The 22,384-nt window shown below is 54.8% G+C and carries 17 protein-coding genes, 1 pseudogene and 1 riboswitch; all 18 genes and pseudogenes read left to right on the forward strand.

All coding sequences use genetic code 11. The annotated features are described in order from the left end of the window. Nucleotides 1-44 precede the first annotated feature (44 nt). Nucleotides 45-1,610, forward strand: coding sequence for a glutamine-hydrolyzing GMP synthase (gene guaA, locus CAP31_RS06540; RefSeq protein WP_087446799.1), 1,566 nt, complete (start codon nt 45-47; stop codon nt 1,608-1,610). A gap of 22 nt (nt 1,611-1,632) precedes the next feature. Next, nucleotides 1,633-2,922, forward strand: a complete 1,290-nt coding sequence (gene aroA / locus CAP31_RS06545) for a 3-phosphoshikimate 1-carboxyvinyltransferase (RefSeq protein WP_087446800.1) — start codon at nt 1,633-1,635, stop codon at nt 2,920-2,922. Between the two features lie 8 nt (nt 2,923-2,930). Continuing rightward, complete coding sequence (gene cmk / locus CAP31_RS06550) at nt 2,931-3,614, forward strand: (d)CMP kinase (protein WP_087446801.1); 684 nt, start codon at nt 2,931-2,933, stop codon at nt 3,612-3,614. A gap of 52 nt (nt 3,615-3,666) precedes the next feature. Then, nucleotides 3,667-5,385 (forward strand): 30S ribosomal protein S1, encoded by a 1,719-nt coding sequence (rpsA, locus tag CAP31_RS06555; protein ID WP_087446802.1) that lies wholly within the window; start codon nt 3,667-3,669, stop codon nt 5,383-5,385. 11 nt (nt 5,386-5,396) lie between these two features. Further along, nucleotides 5,397-5,684, forward strand: coding sequence for an integration host factor subunit beta (locus CAP31_RS06560; RefSeq protein WP_087446803.1), 288 nt, complete (start codon nt 5,397-5,399; stop codon nt 5,682-5,684). A 206-nt stretch (nt 5,685-5,890) separates the two neighbouring features. Beyond that, nucleotides 5,891-6,154 (forward strand): lipopolysaccharide assembly LapA domain-containing protein, encoded by a 264-nt coding sequence (locus CAP31_RS06565; protein WP_087446804.1) that lies wholly within the window; start codon nt 5,891-5,893, stop codon nt 6,152-6,154. A 33-nt stretch (nt 6,155-6,187) separates the two neighbouring features. Beyond that, nucleotides 6,188-7,348 (forward strand): lipopolysaccharide assembly protein LapB, encoded by a 1,161-nt coding sequence (gene lapB, locus CAP31_RS06570; RefSeq protein ID WP_087446805.1) that lies wholly within the window; start codon nt 6,188-6,190, stop codon nt 7,346-7,348. A gap of 8 nt (nt 7,349-7,356) precedes the next feature. Next, nucleotides 7,357-8,064, forward strand: a complete 708-nt coding sequence (gene pyrF, locus CAP31_RS06575; protein ID WP_087448295.1) for an orotidine-5'-phosphate decarboxylase — start codon at nt 7,357-7,359, stop codon at nt 8,062-8,064. After that, nucleotides 8,061-9,382 (forward strand): annotated as a pseudogene (locus tag CAP31_RS06580) (UDP-glucose/GDP-mannose dehydrogenase family protein). Before pyrF ends, CAP31_RS06580 begins: the two are co-directional and overlap by 4 nt. Beyond that, nucleotides 9,379-10,326 (forward strand): D-glycero-beta-D-manno-heptose-7-phosphate kinase, encoded by a 948-nt coding sequence (gene rfaE1 / locus CAP31_RS06585; RefSeq protein ID WP_087446806.1) that lies wholly within the window; start codon nt 9,379-9,381, stop codon nt 10,324-10,326. The pseudogene CAP31_RS06580 and the gene rfaE1 overlap by 4 nt, the downstream one beginning before the upstream one ends. Nucleotides 10,327-10,328: 2 nt before the next feature. Then, complete coding sequence (locus tag CAP31_RS06590) at nt 10,329-12,542, forward strand: CHASE2 domain-containing protein (RefSeq protein WP_223247402.1); 2,214 nt, start codon at nt 10,329-10,331, stop codon at nt 12,540-12,542. Beyond that, nucleotides 12,539-13,303, forward strand: a complete 765-nt coding sequence (locus CAP31_RS06595) for a 3',5'-cyclic-nucleotide phosphodiesterase (protein WP_087446807.1) — start codon at nt 12,539-12,541, stop codon at nt 13,301-13,303. Before CAP31_RS06590 ends, CAP31_RS06595 begins: the two co-directional genes overlap by 4 nt. A gap of 197 nt (nt 13,304-13,500) precedes the next feature. Next, nucleotides 13,501-13,604: riboswitch (guanidine-I (ykkC/yxkD leader) on the forward strand. Nucleotides 13,605-13,732: 128 nt separating this feature from the next. Next, nucleotides 13,733-14,578 carry an ABC transporter permease gene (locus CAP31_RS06600; protein ID WP_087446808.1) on the forward strand — a complete coding sequence of 282 codons (846 nt, stop codon included), beginning with the start codon at nt 13,733-13,735 and terminating at the stop codon, nt 14,576-14,578. Nucleotides 14,579-14,587: 9 nt separating this feature from the next. Next, on the forward strand, nt 14,588-15,436 hold the full coding sequence (locus CAP31_RS06605; RefSeq protein ID WP_087446809.1) for an ABC transporter ATP-binding protein: 849 nt from the start codon (nt 14,588-14,590) through the stop codon (nt 15,434-15,436). Between the two features lie 44 nt (nt 15,437-15,480). Further along, entirely contained in the window at nt 15,481-16,218 is a 738-nt protein-coding gene (locus CAP31_RS06610; RefSeq protein WP_087446810.1) for an urea amidolyase associated protein UAAP1, read from the forward strand. A 10-nt stretch (nt 16,219-16,228) separates the two neighbouring features. Continuing rightward, entirely contained in the window at nt 16,229-16,867 is a 639-nt protein-coding gene (locus CAP31_RS06615) for an urea amidolyase associated protein UAAP2 (protein WP_087446811.1), read from the forward strand. A 75-nt stretch (nt 16,868-16,942) separates the two neighbouring features. Next, the gene (uca, locus tag CAP31_RS06620) at nt 16,943-20,545 is read left to right on the forward strand and encodes an urea carboxylase (protein ID WP_087446812.1); all 3,603 of its coding nucleotides are present in this window, start codon (nt 16,943-16,945) and stop codon (nt 20,543-20,545) included. 1 nt (nt 20,546) lies between these two features. Continuing rightward, nucleotides 20,547-22,361: an allophanate hydrolase gene (gene atzF, locus CAP31_RS06625; protein ID WP_087446813.1), complete on the forward strand. Its 1,815-nt coding sequence runs from the start codon at nt 20,547-20,549 to the stop codon at nt 22,359-22,361. Nucleotides 22,362-22,384 lie beyond the last annotated feature (23 nt).

Below are 22,384 nucleotides of genomic sequence, written 5' to 3' on the forward strand. Positions count from 1 at the left end.
AGCAGGTTCGCCTGCTGTTTTTTTATATAGTCTAGAGTTCAAATATGGCACATCAGAAAATACTGATTCTTGATTTTGGTTCCCAGTACACCCAGTTGATCGCCCGCCGCGTGCGCGAAACCAACGTGTATTGCGAGTTGCATTCGTTTGATGTGAATGCTGAGTTTATACGTAACTTTAATCCGGCCGGAATCATTTTGTCCGGCGGCCCTGCATCGGTGACCGAAGACGAGACGCCGCGTGCGCCGCAGATTGTATTCGAGCTGGGCGTGCCGGTTTTAGGGATTTGCTACGGCATGCAAACCATGGCAGCACAGCTTGGCGGCGCGGTGGAAAACGCGCTGCATCGCGAATTCGGTTATGCGCAATTGCGCGCGCATGGTCATTCTGCGTTGTTGCGCGAAATTCAGGATCAGGTTAATGAACAAGGCCATGGCATGCTGGATGTATGGATGAGTCATGGCGACAAAGTGACGGTATTGCCGGATGGTTTCAAAATTATCGCCAGCAATGCCTCAACGCCGATTGCCGGCATGGCCGATGAGGCGCGGCGGTTCTATGGATTGCAGTTCCATCCGGAAGTGACCCACAGCTTGCAGGGCAAGGCGATCATCGCGCGTTTTGTGCACGAGATTTGTGGTGCAGGCGCGGATTGGACCATGCCCAATTACGTCGATGAGGCTGTCGCTCGAGTGCGTGCCGAAGTCGGTAACGACGAAGTAATTCTTGGCCTTTCTGGCGGTGTGGATTCCTCCGTCGTTGCGGCGTTGTTGCACAAGGCCATAGGTACCCAGCTGACTTGTGTATTCGTCGATAATGGTTTGTTGCGCCTGAATGAGGCCGAGCAGGTTATGTTGACCTTTGCCCGGAATCTGGGGGTCAAGGTCATCCACGTGGATGCCAGCGCAGAGTTCATGAAGCACTTGGCCGGCGTGACCGATCCGGAACAGAAGCGCAAGATCATCGGACGCGAATTCGTTGAGGTTTTCCAGCGCGAATCGGCTAAATTGCCAAATGCCAAATGGCTGGCGCAAGGCACAATCTATCCGGATGTGATCGAGTCGGCGGGTGCCAAGACTAAAAAGGCGCACGCGATCAAGTCGCATCATAATGTCGGCGGTCTCCCGGATACTTTGCATCTGAAATTGCTGGAACCATTGCGCGAACTGTTCAAGGATGAAGTGCGCGAGCTGGGCGTAGCATTGGGATTGCCGCAGGATATGGTATATCGTCACCCCTTTCCCGGACCGGGTCTGGGAGTGCGAATACTCGGGGAAGTGAAGGCTGAATATGCCGATCTGTTGCGCCGCGCCGATGCGATTTTCATAGAAGAGTTGCGTGCGAGCGGCTGGTATGCGAAAACCTCGCAGGCGTTTGCGGTATTTTTGCCGGTTAAATCGGTAGGCGTGATGGGAGATGGCCGCACCTATGAATATGTCGTGGCTTTGCGTGCCATCCAGACGCAGGATTTCATGACTGCACATTGGGCCGAATTGCCTTACAGCCTGCTGGGCAAGGTTTCCAATCGTATTATCAATGAGGTGCGTGGCATCAATCGCGTTGTCTACGATATTTCAGGCAAGCCGCCAGCCACCATCGAGTGGGAATAATTAATTGAATCACCGGATAGTCATGGAATTTCTCGATCTTCCTCCGCTGACCCAGGCGCACGGCACCGTGCAATTGCCAGGGTCGAAAAGCATCTCCAATCGTATTTTGCTGTTATCGGCATTGGCTGTCGGCACGACGCGCGTGAATCATCTGCTGGATTCGGACGACACCCGGGTGATGCTGGCCGCGTTAACCGAACTTGGCGTGCCTGTTACCCGGCTCGGCGACAGCCGGGACTATCGGATAATTGGGGTGGCGGGGCAATTCCCGCAACATTCGGCTGATTTGTTTCTGGGTAATGCCGGCACGGCTTTTCGTTCTCTGACTGCCGCGCTGGCCTTGTTACATGGCGACTACAAATTGTCGGGCGTGGCACGCATGCATGAACGGCCGATCGGCGATCTGGTGGATGCGTTACGCCAGCTGGGCGCACAGATCGCCTATCTGGGAGAGGAGGGTTTCCCGCCTTTGAAAATTTTACCGTCGGTGTTGAATGAGCATGCCGAAGTAACGGTGCGCGGCAATGTCTCCAGTCAGTTTCTGACAGGGTTGCTGTTGGCGGCGCCATTGACCGGCCGTGCTGTGTCGATACGCGTCGAAGGGGAATTGATCTCCAAGCCTTATGTCGAGATCACATTGAACCTGATGCGCCGTTTCGGTGTAACCGTGAGCAGGGATGGCTGGGAAAGATTTGAAATTGCAGGGGGACAGGTTTATCAAAGTCCGGGGAGTGTCGAAGTTGAAGGTGATGCATCGTCGGCGTCCTATTTTCTGGCTGCTGGCGCCATAGGCGGTGGCCCGGTACGTGTGGAAGGTGTCGGCCGCACCAGCATACAGGGTGATGTGCGTTTTGCCGAAGCCCTGGAGCAAATGGGTGCAAATATCGTTTACGAAGACAATGCCATAATCGCTTCTGCCGGTTCGGGCTTGCGCGGTATCGATGCGGATTTTAATCATATTCCCGATGCCGCGATGACGATTGCTGTTGTGGCATTGTTCGCCGAAGGTCGGACTACCCTGCGCAATATTGCAAGCTGGCGTGTGAAGGAAACCGATCGTATTCATGCCATGGCAACCGAGCTGCGTAAAGTCGGGGCAGTGATTGAGGAAGGTGCCGACTACTTGCGTATTACGCCTCCTGCGCAGTTACATGCGGCGACGATTGATACTTATGACGATCATCGCATGGCGATGTGCTTTTCATTGGTGGCATTGGGTGGCGTGATGGTGCGTATCAATGATCCTCAATGCGTGAATAAGACCTTTCCCGATTATTTTGCTGCGTTCGCTGCAATTACGCAGCCCACCTAGGAATACAGATGCATAGCGATATTCCCGTTATTGCGATCGATGGCCCTTCCGCTTCGGGCAAGGGGACGGTAGCCGCGTTGGTGGCCAAAGCGCTTGGTTTTCATTATCTGGATAGCGGTGCGCTGTATCGGCTTACCGCACTGGCGGCGCAGCGCAGCGGTGTGGCATGGGATGACGAAGCGGCATTGGCCGAGCTTGCATTGCATCTGGATGTGCGCTTCGTGGAAGGCGAGATTTACTTGCAGAATGTGTGCGTCAGTGACGAAGTGCGCACTGAAAATTGCGGTATTGGCGCATCCAGAGTCGCTGCATTGCCTGTCGTGCGTACGGCATTGCTGGCACGCCAGCATGCTTTCAGGCAAGCGCCGGGCTTGGTGGCAGATGGGCGGGATATGGGCTCGGTGGTGTTTCCGGACGCAGTACTCAAGGTGTTTTTAACGGCTACCGCAGAAGAGCGTGCGCAAAGACGCTATAAGCAGTTGATGGAAAAAGGAATTAGTGCTAACCTTATAAACTTGCTGGATGATTTGCGTGAGCGTGATGCGCGAGATAGTGCGCGTGCGGTGGCGCCATTAAAGCAAGAAAAGGATGCTGTTTTATTGGATACGACGCAAATAGGCATTAATGATGCAGTCGATTTTGTGTTGAAAAACTTTAAGTTAGCGAGTGGTGCTCAAGTTGAATCTAACTGAGCTTTTTTAAATTAACTCCGCATTTTGCGGATATTTTGGGTCATTTTTTTACATGTCTACTGTTTCCTCCTCTACCGAATCCAATATGGAAAGTTTTGCCGCTCTGTTTGAAGAGAGTTTAACTCGTCAAGAATTGCGTGCAGGTGAAGTTATTACCGCCGAAGTTGTTGGAATCGACGATAATTTTGTTACCGTTAATGCTGGTCTGAAATCAGAAAGTCTGATTGCCATCGAAGAATTTCGCACTGATCGCGGCGAACTTGAAGTTAAAATCGGTGATTTTGTCAGCGTAGCAATTGAAATGCTCGAAGATGGCTATGGCGCAACCAAGCTGTCACGCGACAAGGCCAAGCGTTTGGCGGCATGGATTAGTCTGGAAAAATCCATGGAAGAAGGCGAAATCATTACCGGTATGGTTAATGGTAAAGTCAAGGGCGGTTTGACGGTAATGGTAAATGGCATTCGCGCTTTCCTGCCAGGCTCACTGGTGGATACTCGCCCAGTTAAAGACACCACTCCATACGAAAACAAAGAAATGGAATTCAAGGTTATTAAGCTTGACCGCAAGCGTAATAACGTCGTTGTATCGCGTCGTGCGGTACTGGAAGCTACCATGGGTGCCGATCGTGACGCGCTGATGGCCAACCTCAAGGAAGGTGCCGTTGTTAAAGGCGTGGTTAAAAATATTACTGATTATGGCGCTTTCGTTGATCTGGGCGGCATTGACGGTTTGCTGCACATTACCGATATGGCATGGCGTCGTGTCAAGCATCCTTCAGAAGTGGTGCAGGTTGGCGATGAAGTCGAAGCCAAGATCCTTAAATTCGACCAGGAGAAGAATCGTGTTTCCCTGGGTATCAAACAATTGGGCGACGATCCTTGGAGCGGTTTGGCACGTCGTTACCCAGCGGGTACCCGTATGTTCGGCAAGGTAGCTAATCTGACCGATTACGGCGCATTCGTGGAAATCGAAACCGGTATCGAAGGTTTGGTTCACGTTTCGGAAATGGATTGGACCAACAAGAACGTTCATCCATCCAAAGTGGTTCAGCTTGGTGATGAAGTCGAAGTCATGGTATTGGAAATCGATGAGGAGCGCCGTCGTATCTCTCTGGGCATGAAACAGTGCAAGTCCAACCCATGGGAAGATTTCGAACTCAGCCACAAGAAGGGCGACAAAGTCAGCGGTCAGATCAAGTCCATCACTGACTTCGGCGTATTCATCGGTTTGCCTGGTGGTATCGATGGTCTGGTTCATCTATCCGACCTGTCATGGAGCCAACCTGGCGAAGAAGCTGTGCGTAACTTCAAGAAGGGTGACGAAGTTCAAGCCGTGGTATTGGCGATCGATGTCGAACGTGAGCGTATTTCCTTGGGTATCAAGCAGATCGAAGGCGACCCGGTCAACAGCTTCGTTTCCAGCTTCGATAAAGGCAGCATCGTCAAAGGTACTGTCAAGTCACTGGATGCCAAAGGTGCTGTGATTCAATTGGGTGATGACGTAGAAGGTTACTTGCGTGCTTCCGAATTCTCGCGTGATCGCGTTGAAGATATCCGCAACCATCTCAAAGAAGGTGACGAAGTCGAAGCGATGATCATCAATGTGGATCGCAAGAGCCGTAGCATCAATTTGTCCATCAAGGCAAAAGACGCTGCTGAGCAAACCGAAGCAATGCAAAAAATGGCGGGTGACCAATCAGCAAACACCGGCACTACTAATCTCGGCGCGTTGCTCAAGGCTAAACTTGACAACAAAAACGCTGAATCCTGAAAGGTAGTGTCATGACCAAATCGGAGTTGATTGCGCAGTTGGCTGCACGCCATCCCCAGTTGGTCGCGACAGATGCGGAAATGGCAGTTAAAACTATTTTAGATGCCGTTTCCAAAAGTCTGGCTACTGGTGAACGGGTGGAAATTCGTGGTTTTGGCAGTTTTAGCCTGAACTATCGCCCGCCACGTTTAGGGCGTAATCCTAAAACCGGTGAGAAAGTGGAAGTGCCTGAAAAATACGTTCCACATTTCAAAGCAGGTAAAGAATTGCGTGAACGTGTGGATTATCCGGCTAGCTGATTATAGTTGCTGGTGCATCAGAAAAGCGGCATATCGTTTAGATATGCCGCTTTTTTTATATTAAGGCAGCTAACGCAGTTGTGATTTGTCTGTTAAATGCAAACTTGCAGGTGAATGTCGTTTAAAAGCCACTCTTGCTATGGTGCCGGCGGCTGAATTGATCTTTTTAGGGTAAAATTAAATTATTCTGGTGTGATTTGGTCACTATGCGTTATTTGAGCGGATTGTTAAAAGTCGTCTTGTTCTTCTTCTTGCTCGGCTTTGCCGTAAAAAATAGCGAGCTGGTGACCTTGCGTTATTATTTCGGCTACCAATGGCAATTGCCGTTGGTGCTGATTATTCTGATTTTTTTGGCACTCGGTGCTGCATTGGGAGTTGCTGCCTGTTTGGGCTATTTGTTTCGCCAGCGCCGGGAGTTGAATCGATTGCGGCAGGCGCTATCTGTATCCAAGACCACACTGAGTGAATGAGAGGGTGCGTGATTAGTTACGCATAAACACAAGATGGAATTTGAATTGTGGTGGTTATTGGCTCTGCCCTTGTTCTTTGGATTGGGCTGGCTGGCGGCGCGGGTTGATATCCGCCATGTCATGACAGAGTCGCGCAGCGTGCCAGCGTCCTATTTCAAGGGGCTGAATTATTTACTGAATGAACAGCCTGATAAAGCCATCGAAGCATTTATCGAAGTGGTCAAGGTCGATAGCGATACGGTGGATTTGCACTTCGCTTTAGGTGGTCTTTTTCGCAAGCGTGGCGAAGTCGAACGCGCTATTCGCATGCATCAGAATCTGGTGGCACGAGAAGATTTGTCGGCTGAGCGCCAATTGAAAGCGTTGTCCGAACTGGGGCAGGATTATCTGAAGGCAGGTCTGCTGGATCGTGCAGAAGAGATCTTTGATCGTTTGCAGACAAGCGATGCAGCCGGCCAGGCGCGGCAATTTCTGCTGGAAATATATGTGCAGGAAAAAGACTGGGAAAAAGCGGTGGCTGCAGCGCGTGAATTATCCAGGATTTGTAATCAGCCTTATCATGTAGAAATTGCGCATTTCTTATGCGAGCTTGCCAATCATGCTTATTTGCACGGGCAGATCGATGTTGCCCGGACGCATTTGAGCGACGCGCTGAAGGCGAATCGTGATTGCGTGCGTGCCAACGCATTGCTCGGCGATATTGAAGCCTCGCTCGGTAATCATGCGCAGGCGATCGCTGCCTGGCGACGTATTGAATCGCAAAGCATCGCCCATCTGGCGCTGGTTACCGAACGCATCATGGCCAGTTACCGTGAGCTTGGCCGCGAAGCGGAAGGCGTGGTCTACCTGCGCAGCGCCTTGGCACGCCAGCCTTCGTACGAACTGTTTAATACCGTATTTGCAGGAACGCTCAAATTATCCGGTGCCGCTGCGGCTCATCAGCTGGCTCGTGAAACATTGCAAAGCAACCCGAGCATGCGTGGGCTGGATCGCCTGCTGGAAGCCGAATTATTGACTGCACCGGCCGAACGCCAGTCTGATCTGCAGTTGATGAAAAGCATCGTGCAACGATACAGCCAGCGTCAGTCCATGTATCAGTGCGAGCACTGCGGCTTCAAGGCACGCAGCTTTTTCTGGCATTGCCCGGCGTGTAGTCATTGGGACAGTTTCCCGCCCCAGCAAAAAGAAGAATAATCGAAATGATGAAAACTACTCCAATTATCGTTGCGCTGGATTACCCTGACGAGCGCAGCGCCATGGCACTGGTTCGGCAGCTTGACCCAAGCCTGTGCCGGCTCAAGGTGGGCAAACAGTTATTTACTGCAGCCGGCCCTCGCTGGGTAGAACAGCTGGTCAAGCTCGGCTTTCCGGTTTTTCTGGATTTGAAATTTCATGACATTCCCACGACAGTCGGTCTGGCGTGCAAGGCCGCCGCCGATCTGGGCGTATGGATGATGAACGTGCATGCATTGGGCGGCGGTGCCATGCTGCGGGCGGCGCGCGAAGGGCTGGGCGATGTAGCTGACCGACCGCTCCTGATTGCCGTCACCCTGCTGACCAGCATGGGAGAAACGGAGATGCATGAAATTGGCCTGAACGGCACGCCTCAGGAAGCGGTGCTACGCCTGGGGCGTCTTACCCAGGCCAGTGGGCTCGACGGCGTAGTCTGTTCAGCCCAGGAGGCAACTATGCTCAAACGTGAACTGGGTGCACAATTTAATCTGGTCACGCCAGGGATACGCCCTGCCAGCGCAGCTTTGGGCGACCAGCAACGGGTGATGACGCCTATGGCAGCACTCGCTGCAGGAGCGGATTATCTGGTAATCGGGCGACCTATTACGCATGCGCCGAACCCATTGCAGGCATTGTTAGCGATTCATCAAGAGATTACACAAGGAAAAACAGCATGAAAATTACCGTGATTGGTACAGGGTATGTAGGGTTGGTCAGTGGCGCCTGTTTGGCTGAGGTAGGGAATAATGTGTTGTGCCTGGATGTGGATGCCAAGAAAATCGCCATTTTGAATCAGGGTGGTATCCCTATCTATGAACCTGGTCTGGAAGATATGGTCAAGCGTAACGTGGCCGAAGGCCGTCTGCAGTTTACGACGGATGTTGAACTTGCCGCTCAGCATGGACTGATTCAGTTTATTGCCGTGGGTACGCCCCGGATGAAGATGGCTCGGCGGATTTGCAATATGTCGTGTCAGCTGCGCGCAATATCGGCAAGCATATGACCGAATACAAGCTGGTAGTGGACAAATCGACCGTACCGGTCGGAACGGCGGACAGGGTGCGCGCAGCATTGCAGGAAGAACTGGATAGCCGTGGTGTGTCGCTGGAGTTTAGCGTAGCCTCCAATCCCGAGTTTCTGAAGGAAGGTGCTGCAGTCGATGATTTCATGCGTCCCGACCGGATTATTGTGGGCACTGACGACGAACGTGCGACCAACCTGATGCGTAAATTGTATGCGCCGTTTCAGCGTAACCACGACCGTCTGATCAGTATGGATGTGCGTTCAGCCGAATTAACGAAGTATGCAGCCAATGCCATGCTGGCGACGCGTATCTCATTCATGAACGAATTGGCCAATCTCGCAGAGAAGCTCGGCGCAGATATCGAGCACGTGCGTCAGGGAATAGGTTCCGACGAACGCATTGGCTATCATTTCCTGTACCCGGGGTGTGGTTACGGTGGTTCCTGTTTCCCCAAAGACGTGCAGGCACTCCGCCGCACTGCTGCAGAGAATGGCGTGCCGATGCGCGTTATCGATGCAGTGGAAACAGCGAATGAGGCACAAAAGCATTTGCTGCTGTCCAAAATCATTGCGCGTTTCGGCACTAATCTGAAAGGGATGCGTTTTGCGTTATGGGGATTGGCTTTCAAGCCGAATACCGATGATATGCGCGAGGCATCAAGCCGGGTGCTGATGGAGGGTTTATGGGAACATGGAGCGCATGTACAGGCTTTCGATCCTGCTGCCGAACATGAAACCCATCGTATTTATGGTGATCACCCGCAACTCACATTGGTAGAGAATCCGGAAGCTGCGTTGGCAAATGCGGACGTTCTGGTCATTGTGACCGAATGGAAAGTATTCCGCAGTCCGGATTTCGGTGTGATCAAGGCCGCGTTAAAGTATCCCGTGATTTTTGACGGGCGTAATTTGTATGAGCCGACACAAATGCGGGAATTGGGTTTCGAGTATTTTGCCATCGGGCGTAAATGAACAAAGATCACATTTCCAATAGCAGCGGTATCGCCGACGCCCGTATCCTGGTGGTAGGCGACGTCATGCTGGATCGCTACTGGTTTGGCGATGTGGCTCGCATTTCGCCGGAAGCACCAGTGCCGGTTGTCAAAATCAACCGCCAGGAAGAGCGACTTGGCGGGGCCGCCAACGTTGCGCGCAATGCGGCTGCATTGGGGGCGACTACGGCATTGTTGTCAGTCGTGGGCGCAGACGAGGCCGGCAGTACCATACATCGCCTTTTGACAGAGGCGGCGATCGATGCACATCTGCACGAAGACGCCATTCTGGACACCATCATCAAGCTGCGGGTAATCGGCCGGCAACAACAGCTGCTGCGCATCGATTTCGAAACGCCTCCCAGCCAGAATGTGCTGGCAGACAAACTGGCGCGCTTTCATACACTGTTACCCGACTGCGATCTGGTGATCTTGTCGGATTACGGCAAAGGCGGGTTGGCGCATATCGAATCCATGATAGCGGCGGCGAATGCGCTGAATATCCCCGTGCTGGTGGACCCCAAGGGGGATGATTACGCGCGTTATCGCCATGCTACCGTGCTCACTCCGAATCTGAGTGAATTTCGTGTGGTTGCAGGCAGCTGGCAAGGCGAGGAAGAATTCCGCAACAAAGCCGAAGCATTGCGGCAAAGCCTCGATTTGAGCGCGTTATTGGTAACTCGCAGCGAGGCCGGCATGACTCTGTTCAGCGGAGCTGGCGTATCGCATCAGCCCACCGTTGCACGCGAAGTGTTTGATGTGAGCGGGGCGGGTGATACCGTAATCGCGACGCTTGGCGTCATGCTGGCGGCTGGTAAGAGTCTGGATGATGCCGTGGCATTGGCGAACCGCGCCGCCGGAATCGTCGTCGCAAAACTGGGCACGGCAGTGGTTTTCCCGGAAGAGTTATGGGGTGAGTCATAACCATGTTCAAACAACACCTTCCGCGCATGATTTTAAGCTTGTTAATCACTGTGCTGCTGGTGTTGCATACTGCGGGTGTCGTTCGTTTGAGCATGCTGGATAGACTGGAAGCGTGGAGTTACGATACGCGTTTGCTGCTGACCATGCCGCATGAACTTGATCCGCGTATTGTCGTTATCGATATTGACGAAGCCAGTCTGAAGCAAATCGGTCAGTGGCCCTGGGGGCGCGACCGGCTGGCGCAATTAACTTCCGCATTACTGGATCGCTACCATGTCGCCGCCATTGGGTATGACGTAGTGTTTGCCGAGCCGGATACCCGCTCCGGACTGGCATCACTGACACATCTCGCTGCTACCCATTTCAAGCAGGATAAGCTGTTTAAACAGGCTCTGGATAAAGCACGGCCATTGCTGGATTACGATGCGCGGTTTGCCCAATCCATGAGTTCGGGGCCGGTGGTGCTGGGTTATTATTTCACGCCCTATCCGCAAACTGAAGGCGCATTGCCGCAACCTGTGTTTACATCTGGTGTTATGGCCGGTTTGGATCGCAGCTTCGTCCATAATCAAGGCTATGGCTCGAATATTCCGCAATTGCAGCATGCAGCTGCAACGGGTGGTTATTTCAACATGTCTGCCGATTTCGATGGCGTGACACGGCGCATGCCGATGCTCGCTGATTATCATGGCGCGGCGTACGAGGCACTTTCCCTGGCGACACTGCGTGCGGCATTAGGCGCGCAGCTGCAGTTGCACAAGACTGGCGATACGCAATGGTGGCCGCATTCCCATCATCTCGAATTGCTTGCTGACGATATGCGGATTCCGCTTGACGCGCACGGCGCGATCCTGGTGCCGTATCGAGCCTATCCCGGCTACACATATTTATCCGCCGCAGATGTAATCAATGGACGAGCACCAGCGGGTCTGCTGGAGAATGCGATCGCCCTGGTGGGGACCACTGCCCCCGGCCTGCTGGACCTGCGGGTGACACCGGTTGCGAAGAATTACCCCGGTGTCGAGATACACGCCAATCTGATTTCCGGCATTCTGGATGGCAACATCCGTTATCAGCCCGGTTTCGCCCATGCGCTGGAATTGGCCTTGCTTATCGTGCTGGGAGCAGGTCTGGCCTGGATATTGCCGCGCCTGACGCCATTGCGCGGTGCTATTCTGGGGCTAAGCCTGACTGTTGCTTATATTGCCGCGAATGCCTGGGCCTGGCAGCATAACTGGGTGCTACCCTTTGCGCCTGTGGTGCTGCTGATTGCCGGCTTGATGGTGCTGAACATGGCGTGGGGCTATTTTGCCGAAACCCGTGCAAAGCGCCAGATCACCGGATTATTCGGGCAATATGTGCCGCCTGAACTGGTCGAGGAAATGAGTCATGACCCGTCGCGATTCAACATGCGTTCGGAGAGCAAGGAATTAAGCATACTGTTCTCGGATGTGCGCAGTTTTACCACGATTTCGGAAAGCCTGACTCCTCAGCAATTATCGGATCTGCTCAACGAGTTTTTAACCAGCATGACCACGGTCATTCACGGTTACCATGGCACCATAGACAAATACATGGGCGATTGCATCATGGCATTCTGGGGCGCGCCGCTGGACAATCCGCAGCATGCGCGCGATGCGGTATTGGCAGGTATGGCGATGCAGGCGGCATTGACCGAGCTGAATGTCAGTTTTGCTGCACGCGGCTGGCCGCAATTGCATGTCGGCGTCGGCGTCAACACCGGTAGGGTCAGTGTCGGCAACATGGGATCTAAATTCCGCATGGCTTATACGGTGATGGGAGATGCGGTGAATCTGGCCTCACGGCTCGAAGGCATTACCAAGCAGTATGCAGTGCCGATGGTGGTGGGGGAAGCAACTTGTGCGGCATTGCCGGAAATGGCATTCCAGGAACTCGATCTGGTGAGGGTAAAGGGCAAGAACAAGCCGGTGACCATTTACCAGCCGCTGGGTTTGAAAGCCGGGATCGATGCGGCACTCGTCACCCAGGCAGATGTGTTTTCCGGCGTCCTGGCGGATTATCGCGCCCAGCGTTGGGAAGTCGCGGAGACGAAATTGCGCGCGTTGATCCAGCAGACAGAATCAACATCTGCTTCGATACAACTTTATCAAATCTATTTGGAACGCATCAATCATCTGCGCCAGCATCCGCCGGCACCGGATTGGGATGGCGTATGGGTATTCGAAAGCAAATGAACATCACCATACTCGGATGCAGCGGAGGCATAGGCGGCGGCCGACATACCACTTCATTGCTGGTCGATGACGACATTCTGATTGACGCTGGCAGCGGGGTGACCCGATTGTCACTGGCTCAGCTTGCCGCCATCGATCACGTGTTCATTACGCACAGTCATCTTGACCATATCCTGTCATTGCCGCTATTGCTGGATTCGGTTGGGGCCATGCGAAATCGCCCGGTAACGGTGTATGCGATCGACGGTGTGCTGGAAATCTTGCGGCAGCATATCTTTAACTGGCGTGTATGGCCGGATTTTAGCGAGATTCCGCCTGAGCGGCCTTACTTGCGTTATATCGCGATCGATGTGTATCAGGCGGTACAATTGGATGGCCGTGCCATTACTGCCTTACCCGCCAGTCATACCGTGCCTGCGGTCGGCTATCAGCTGGACAGCGGCAGCGGCAGCATCGTTTTTTCCGGAGATACCGGACCTGATCCGGCACTATGGGATTGGGTCAATCATATCGGAAATCTCAAGGCACTCATTATCGAGACCGCTTTTCCACAGGAGGAGCACGGCATTGCCGAGCTATCCAAACACCTCTCTCCCCAAAGTCTGATCGATGAATTAAAGCAGTTCAAACTCGATGCGCCTGTCTATATCACCCATCTCAAGCCGGGGCGCGAGGATGCCATCATGAGTGAAATCGCCGCACTGCACCCGGCTGTCAATATGCCGCAACAGCTGGTGCCCGGACAAATCTTCAGCATTTGAACATAACGGCTGTTCAGCATGTGCCATACCGGTGCATTTCCATTTCTGCGCACTATCCCGATGCATGATTGAATCGATTGGTTTGCAGGTATCCGTTGAATAGTGCGACAACTATTTGAAATAAAATAGCTAAATATTTGGCACGCATGTTGCTAAGTAATCTGCAAGAGAGGTGCAGTCGTCACTGCAGCCTTTGTCATCAGGGCATCTAGGGTTCCGGTCCCATATTGGGATGTCTGGTCCGAGAGTTGCCCGGTCTCGGTTGGCCGGGACTCCACGGAGGGATAAAAGCCCGGGAGGTTGCGATCGGTTGTCGCTTCATCCTCTCGCTTTTAACTTTCAAGGAGTCGCGGTTATGTTATTCCAATATCGGTTCGGCCACATGTTGCGCGTATTCCCTCTCCCGTTGACCGGAAAATAGAGGCGAATATGTCATTGCCTGCACAAAATCCCGTTATCCAACCGCATGCATTCTTGCGCCGGCTCTGGCGCAGATTCTGGACGATCCGCGGCCATCTGAGCCGCAAGGAATTCCTGCTCTTTGCTGTACTGGGTATGCTGGTTCCTTTTGCCGGCTGGTGGTTGCTGGCCAACAGCGGCATCATGGACAAAGTGTTCCTGCCCAGCCCAATGGACGTGGTGGCGCGGGTTTATCACTGGTTCGAAGACGACGATCTGGTCGGCGATGCGTGGATCAGTATCTACCGTGTCACGGTAGGCTTCCTGCTCTCGGCAGTGATTGCAGTGCCGCTGGGGATAATGATAGGCACTTACCGCCCGATACAAGCCATATTCGAACCGCTGACCGACTTCATCCGCTATATGCCCGCCGTGGCTTTTATCCCCTTGGTCATGCTCTGGGTGGGTATCGACGAGGGTTCGAAGATAGCCATTATCTGGATCGGTACTTTTTTCCAGATGGTGCTGATGGTGGCTGAGGACATACGCCGCGTGCCGATGGCGCAGATCGAAGCGGCGCAGACCATGGGAGCCGGGGACGAAGAGATCGTATCGCTGGTGATCTTCCAGTCGGCCAAGCCCGCATTGCTCGATACCCTGCGCATCACCATGGGATGGGCCTGGACTTATCTGGTGGTGGCCGAGATGGTGGCGGCCAACTCGGGACTGGGTTACGCGATCCTCAAGGCGCAACGTTTTCTGCAGACCGACAAGATATTTGCCGGCATTATCCTCATCGGCCTGATCGGCCTGATCATGGATCAATTGTTCCGCCTTGCGCACCGCAAGAGCTTTCCCTGGTTATATAAAAAATAGGCGAACTCCATGGATACCAAGATCCAAATCAATGCTGCCGGCAAGATATTCAGCACCGGCAAACAGGAAGTCGTGGCCTTGCAGGATATCAATCTGTCTATCGGCACCAACGAATTCATCACTTTTGTCGGAGCGTCCGGCTGTGGCAAGTCCACCTTGCTGCGCTGTATCGGCGGCCTGGAAACACTCAGCTCCGGCGAGATACGGGTGAACGATAAAGCAGTGCAAGGCCCCGGTATGGACAGGGCGATGGTATTCCAGAATTACAGCCTGTATCCATGGCTGTCAGTGGTCGACAACATCAAATTCAGCCGGCGGCTGAAGGTGAATCGGGAAGGTGCCACTTCTTCGGAAGTCGAAGTGGCATCGGGGCGCGCCGATGCATTACTGTCGCTGATGGGACTGGCGCATGCCGCCAAAGCTTACCCTAATCAGCTTTCCGGCGGCATGCAGCAGCGTGTGGCGATAGCGCGCGCCTTGTTGCCCAAGCCGGAAATCCTGCTGATGGATGAGCCGTTCGGCGCACTGGACGCGCAGACGCGAGAGGTAATGCACGACCTGATCCTGCATCTGTTCAATCTGGAAAAGACTACCATCGTGTTCGTGACCCACGATGTGGAAGAGGCCATTTATCTTGGCCAGCGTATTGTGCTGATGGCGCCGCGCCCAGGGCGTATCGATACCATCTACGAGGTGCCGCTGCCGGACAAGCGCGATCAGGAGATGAAGCTGTCGCCTGAATTCATTGCGTTGAAGAAGGAAATCCTGACCCGCATCCGGGAAACATCCGGCATGCATACCGACCAGGATTTGCTGGAACGCATGACCCGGCAGATAGAAGGCAGCGAAATAGTTTAAGTAGTGCAGCCGTTCAGTTTTAACCAGTAGAAGAGGATAGCAGCATGAAAACATCAACAACAGCATTCAGTCCGGATCGGGTGTTGTGGGAAGAAGAGATTCCCGGCGGCGCGCACTGGTCGTTCAACATGAAGCGCGGTACTACCTTGCGCGTGACCGACGTCGAAGGCAGCGCCAACCTCTCTGTGCTGTTTTATAACCGGGATGAGAAACTGGAGCGCTATAACATGGCGGACACGCTCAAGGCCCAGCATACCGCGCACTTGACCAAAGGCTTCGTGTGTTATTCGGACATGGGCCGCGTGCTGTGTTCGATTACCGAGGATAGCTGCGGCTGGCATGACACGGTATGCGGCATGACGGATGCTGCCCAGGTGCTGGCCAAATACGGCGAAGCGCGTTACCAGACCCATCTCAATGCGATGCACCGCAATGGCCGCGACAGCTTTTTGATTGAACTCGGCAAGTGGGGCTTGGGCAAGCGCGACATTGTCGCCAACGTCAATTTGTTCAGTAAAGTCAGTGCCGATGCAGAGGGTAACCTGGTTTTTCATACAGCTAATTCGGTAGCCGGTGATTTCGTCGATCTGCGTTTTGAAATGGATACGCTGGTGGTGCTTGCAGCGACCCAGCACCCGCTGGATCCGAATCCGCAATACCAGCCCAAGCCGGTGAAGTTTACCGCATGGCGTTCCGAATTGCCGGATGAATACGACTACTGCCGCAATTTCCGTCCGGAAAACCAGCGCGGCTTCCATAACACCGAATTGTTATACCGTTGAGGGGAAGAACATGGCTATCGTAGAAAGTAAACTCGACCCCAAAGACGCCGTGCACGATGAAATCGTGCCCGCAGGCGAGCCCTGGCTGCATGAAATCAAACACGGGCAAACATTCCGCATCCTCGATCTGGAAGGCAATCAGGCTGTCGATACCCTGTTTTATAACGCGCAGGAGCCTGCGGAAAGATACAGCGCGGTGGATACCATTCGCGCGCAGGGCAATCTGTATCTGACCGCCGGTTCGAGACTGTTGTCCAGCGAAGGCAATGTACTGGTGACCATTACTGCCGATACCTGCGGGCGTCACGATACGCTGGGCGGCGCCTGCGCCGCGGAGAGCAACAGCGTGCGTTATGAAACCGGCAAGAAGTTCATGCACAGCTGCCGTGACAGCTTTCTACACGCGCTGGGCCATTGCGATTGCCATATGGACAAGCGCGACCTCACCAGCAACGTCAATTTCTTCATGAACGTGCCGGTGACCCCGGAAGGCAAGCTGACTTTTGAGGATGGCATTTCCGCTCCCGGAAAATACGTGGAAATGCGTGCCGAGATGGACGTGATGGTGCTGATTTCCAACTGTCCACAGTTGAATAACCCGTGTAATGCTTACAATCCGACGCCGGTAAGATTGCTGATCTGGAATTGATCACTCCGGTTGCAGGACGACCTGCAATAACAAGAATAATGATGGGACGACCCGTTATGAAATGGGAACAAGATCATGTTTGATAAAGTGTTGATAGCCAACCGCGGCGCCATTGCCTGCCGTATTATCCGGACACTGAAACAGCTGGGTATCCGTTCGGTCGCTGTGTATTCCGAGGCCGATGCCTATTCGCTGCATGTGGCGCAGGCTGACGAAGCCGTGTGCATAGGGCCGGCGCCCGCCGCAGAAAGCTATCTGCGCGCTGAAAGGATACTGGAAGTCGCCCAACAGACCGGCGCCCAGGCCATCCATCCCGGTTACGGCTTCCTTTCCGAAAATGCCGCATTCGCCGAATCCTGTGTTGCTTCCGGCATCGTGTTCATCGGCCCGACGCCGGATCAGATGCGGCGCTTCGGTCTCAAGCATACGGCACGCGAAATCGCCGAGCAGAATCAGGTGCCATTATTGCCCGGTAGCGGGCTGCTGGCCGACGCCGGTCATGCCCAGGCCGAAGCCGCACGCATCGGCTATCCGGTCATGCTCAAAAGCACCGCAGGCGGCGGCGGTATCGGCATGCGCCTGATCTGGAGCGCTGACGAGCTGCTGGAAGCATTCCAGTCGGTCGCACGGCTGGCCAGCGCCAACTTCAAGGACGCCGGTATCTATCTGGAAAAATACGTCGAGCAGGCGCGCCATATCGAAGTGCAGATCTTCGGCGACGGCAAGGGCAATGTGGTCGCTCTGGGCGAACGCGATTGCTCGGTGCAGCGCCGTAACCAGAAGGTGATAGAAGAAACCCCGGCACCGGGGCTGACTGATGCGCAACGTGCGCGTTTGCTGGCAACCGCAGTACAACTCGGCAAGGCGGTGAACTACCAGTCTGCCGGTACGGTGGAATTCGTCTATGACGCGCAGAACGGCGAGTTTTACTTCCTCGAAATCAATACCCGGCTGCAGGTGGAGCATGGCGTCACCGAACAGGTGACCGGCATCGATCTGGTTGAGTGGATGGTGCGTCAGGCCGCAAATGACTTGCCTGCGCTCGACAGCATGACCATCAATCCATGCGGAGCCTCGATACAGGTGCGCCTGTACGCCGAAGATCCCGGCAAGAATTTCCAGCCGTCCAGCGGCGTGCTCACCGAAGTCGTGTTCCCGGAGAGCGCCCGCGTCGATACCTGGGTCGAACGCGGCAGCAATATCCCTCCATTCTACGATCCGATGGTAGCGAAAATCATCGTTACCGCCGCCGACCGCGAACAGGCCATTGCCGGCATGCAAAGCGCGCTGGATGCGACCCGTATTGCCGGTATCGAGTGCAATCTGGATTATCTGCGCCAGATTATCCGCGACCACGTGTTTGTCGCGGGCAGGCAGACTACGCGCTATCTGAATGCGCTGCATTATCAGGCAGCGACTATCGACGTGTTGGAGCCCGGCGTGCAGAGCAGCATTCAGGATTACCCCGGACGGCAGGGCTATTGGGACGTCGGCGTGCCGCCTTCCGGCCCCATGGACGCACTGGCATTCCGTCTGGGTAACCGCTTGCTGGGCAACGCCGATAATGCCGCCGGACTGGAATTGACCGTGGCCGGGCCGACCCTGCGCTTCAACCGTGACAGTGTGATCGCGCTAACCGGGGCGGGCATGACGGCCGAACTGGATGGTGAAGCGTTTGATTTCTGGCGTGCGCAACCGGTCAAGGCTGGCAGCGTATTGCGTCTGGGCAACATACAGGGCGACGGCTGCCGCAGCTATCTGGCGGTAGCGGGCGGTTTTGACGTACCGGACTATCTGGGCAGCAAATCAACCTTTACGCTGGGTCAATTCGGCGGTCATGCAGGACGCACGTTGCGGGTGGGTGATGTGCTGCATCTGGGGGCAACGCCTGCTGCTGTGCAAGCCGATGTGGCGCTGGATGCGGCTTTGATACCCGAATACCACAGCCATTGGGACATCGGCGTGCTGTACGGCCCGCATGGCGCCCCGGATTTCTTTACCGATGCCGATATCGACATGTTCTTTGCCACCGACTGGGAAGTGCATTACAACTCCAGCCGCACCGGGGTACGCCTGATCGGCCCCAAGCCGCAATGGGCGCGGACTGATGGCGGCGAGGCAGGCTTGCATCCGTCCAATATTCACGACAATGCCTATGCCATCGGCGCAGTGGATTTTACCGGCGACATGCCGGTGATCCTGGGCCCGGATGGTCCCAGTCTGGGTGGTTTCGTGTGCCCTGCGACCATCGTCCAGGCCGAATTATGGAAGATGGGGCAGCTGCGTCCCGGCAACACGGTGCGCTTCAGGCGTATCGGGCTGGATGAGGCGATGCAGCGCGAACAGGCTCAGGATAGCGCCATCGCTACTCTGACACCGGCAGCAGACATGAATATTTTCACCATGACAACGTCTACCCCGGTGTTGCATCGGCTCGAAATCCAGGACGGGCAGGTCGCGGTGACTTACCGGCCAGCCGGCGACAAGTATCTGCTGGTGGAGTACGGTCCGCTGGTGCTGGACATCAATCTACGCTTTCGTGTGCATGCGTTGATGACCTGTCTGCAGCAGAAGAATATCCCCGGCATCATCGACCTGACTCCCGGCATCCGTTCGCTGCAGGTGCATTACAACAATCAGCGGCTGCCGCTGCCGCAATTGATGGATGCGCTGGCCATGGCGGAATCTGCCCTCGCCAATATTGAGGATCTGGTTGTGCCTGCCCGTATCGTACATCTGCCATTGTCGTGGGATGATCCGTCCACTCGTCTGGCGATAGAAAAATACATGCAGTCGGTACGCAAGGATGCGCCCTGGTGCCCAAGCAATATCGAGTTCATCCGCCGCATGAACGGGCTGGACAGTATCGAGCAGGTGAAAGAAATCGTGTTCAACGCCAGCTATCTGGTGATGGGTCTGGGTGACGTCTATCTGGGCGCACCAGTCGCCACACCGCTGGATCCACGGCATAGACTGGTGACCACCAAATATAATCCGGCGCGCACCTGGACGCCGGAAAACGCCGTCGGTATCGGCGGTGCCTACATGTGCGTGTACGGCATGGAAGGCCCCGGTGGTTACCAGTTTGTCGGCCGCACCATACAGATGTGGAACCGCTACAAGCAGACTGCCGATTTCATCGACGGTAAGCCATGGTTGTTGCGCTTCTTCGACCAGATCCGCTTTTATCCAGTGTCGGAAGACGAATTGCTGCAACTGCGCGAAGATTTTATTGCGGGTACGTTCAAGCTCAAAGTGGAAGAAACCACATTCAGCCTGCGCGAATACAACCAGTTCCTGCAGGACAACAATGCCGACATTGCCGCATTCAGGGACAAGCAGCATGTTGCTTTCAATGCCGAGCGCGAGCGCTGGCAGGCAAACGGCCAGGCTGATTATGCATCGGATGTTACCGTTGCCGAAGCGGCAACCGATAGCGAGCTGGATTTGCCGCCTAACAGTCGTGCTGTTGCGGGGCATGTGGCGGGAAATATCTGGAAGATAGAAGTGGCGGAAGGCGATACGGTGCAGGCGGGAGATACCCTGCTGATCATCGAATCCATGAAGATGGAAATCAACGTGGTAGCGCCGGTTGCCGGAAAAATAATACGTATGTTCTGTCGCGAGGGCAGCCAGATTGCTGCCGGACAGGACTTGCTGGTAATACAAGGGGAATGATGTGGAAAACTTGAGTCTGGATATCGCCAATTTGCAGGCGTTGTATCGTGCGGGTGCGCTGACGCCACGTGCGCTGGTGGATGTGGTGCTGGCACGTACTGCCGGGAATAATACTGATAATGCCTGGATTTATCAGCTGCCTGCAGAGCAGCTGTATGCCTACGCAGATGCACTGGCGGACAAGGATCCGGCGCAGCTGCCGCTGTATGGGATACCGTTTGCCATCAAGGATAATATCGATCTGGCTAATGTACCGACCACTGCCGCGTGCCCGGAATTTGCGTATGTGCCGGAGCAAAGTGCTACGGTAGTGCAGCGGCTGATCGATGCCGGTGCCATTCCGGTTGGCAAGACCAATCTGGATCAGTTTGCAACCGGCCTCAATGGCACGCGCTCGCCTTACGGCGCCTGTCGCAATGCCTTTGATCCCGAGTATATCTCCGGCGGCTCCAGTGCCGGATCGGCAGTTGCCGTCGCCAAAGGCTGGGTCAGTTTCAGTCTGGGTACCGATACCGCCGGCTCCGGTCGCGTGCCCGCGGCATTCAATAATCTGGTCGGACACAAGCCGACTTGCGGCTGGCTATCGACTACCGGAGTAGTGCCGGCTTGCCGTTCGCTGGATACGGTGTCGGTATTCACCCTGACCGCGCAGGATGCGGAGCAGGTCGTCGCCGCTGCGGCCGGTATCGACGAAGCGGATATTTACTCGCGTAAAGTGGAAGGGCACGGTTTCGATTTCGGCCGCGCCGCAACGTTTATCTTCGGCGTACCGCGTACCGAGCAATTGCAGTTTTTCGGCAACGCTGAAGCGGAACGCCTGTTCCGCGATGCGGTAGCCCGGCTGCATGAGCTCGGCGGAGTGGCGATAGAGATAGACCTGGCACCGTTCCTGGAAGCCGCGCGGTTGCTGTATGACGGCCCATGGGTGGCGGAGCGTTATGTGGCGATCAAGGGTTTTTTTGACGCACATGCCGACAGGATATTTGCGCCGGTGCGGGAAATCATCGGAGGTGCAGCGCGCTATTCCGCAGCAGATGCCTTTGCCGGACAATACCGCTTGCGTGAACTGAAGCGCCAGGCTGATAAGGTATGGGCAGCGGTGGACTGCCTGGTGACGCCGACTGCCGGGACGATTTACACGATAGCCGAGATGCAGGCCGATCCGATCAGGCTGAACTCGAATCTGGGTTATTACACCAACTTCATGAATCTGCTCGATTATGCGGCGGTGTCGGTACCTGCCGGATTCCAGCGGGACGGATTGCCGTTCGGCATCACATTGGTAGCGCCTGCACATCAGGATGTGCCGCTGCTGCATCTTGCAGCGCGCTGTCAGCAGGCTGTGGCGACTCCGCTGGGGGCGACCGCTATCGCGCAGCCAGCCTTGTCAGTCGAATTGACTGCGGTGCTGCCGTCTGGCCAGGTACGGGTAGCGGTGTGCGGTGCGCATTTATCCGGCCTGCCGCTGAACTGGCAGCTCATCCAGCGCGGCGCGCGGCTGGTGCAGGTTACGACCAGTTCGCCGGATTACAGGTTTTATGCGTTAGCCGGTGGCCCGCCATATCGTCCGGGCATGGTGCGCGTACAGCCTGGCGAACAGGGCGGTGCGATTGCGGTGGAAGTATGGGAAATGCCGGCGCGCGAATTCGGCTCGTTCGCGGCCGGGATACCTGCACCGCTGGGCATAGGCACGATTACGCTGGCAGACGGTACTCGGGTTGCCGGTTTTGTATGCGAAAGCTATGCAATTGCTGATGCTATTGATATTACGCATCTGAACAGCTGGCGCATCTATTTGAAAAGCAAATGTAAATAAATGAGTCATTATACCGGATGCTT

Origin of the sequence: Sulfuriferula sp. AH1, from assembly GCF_002162035.1 — a bacterium.
Classification (GTDB): domain Bacteria; phylum Pseudomonadota; class Gammaproteobacteria; order Burkholderiales; family Sulfuriferulaceae; genus Sulfuriferula.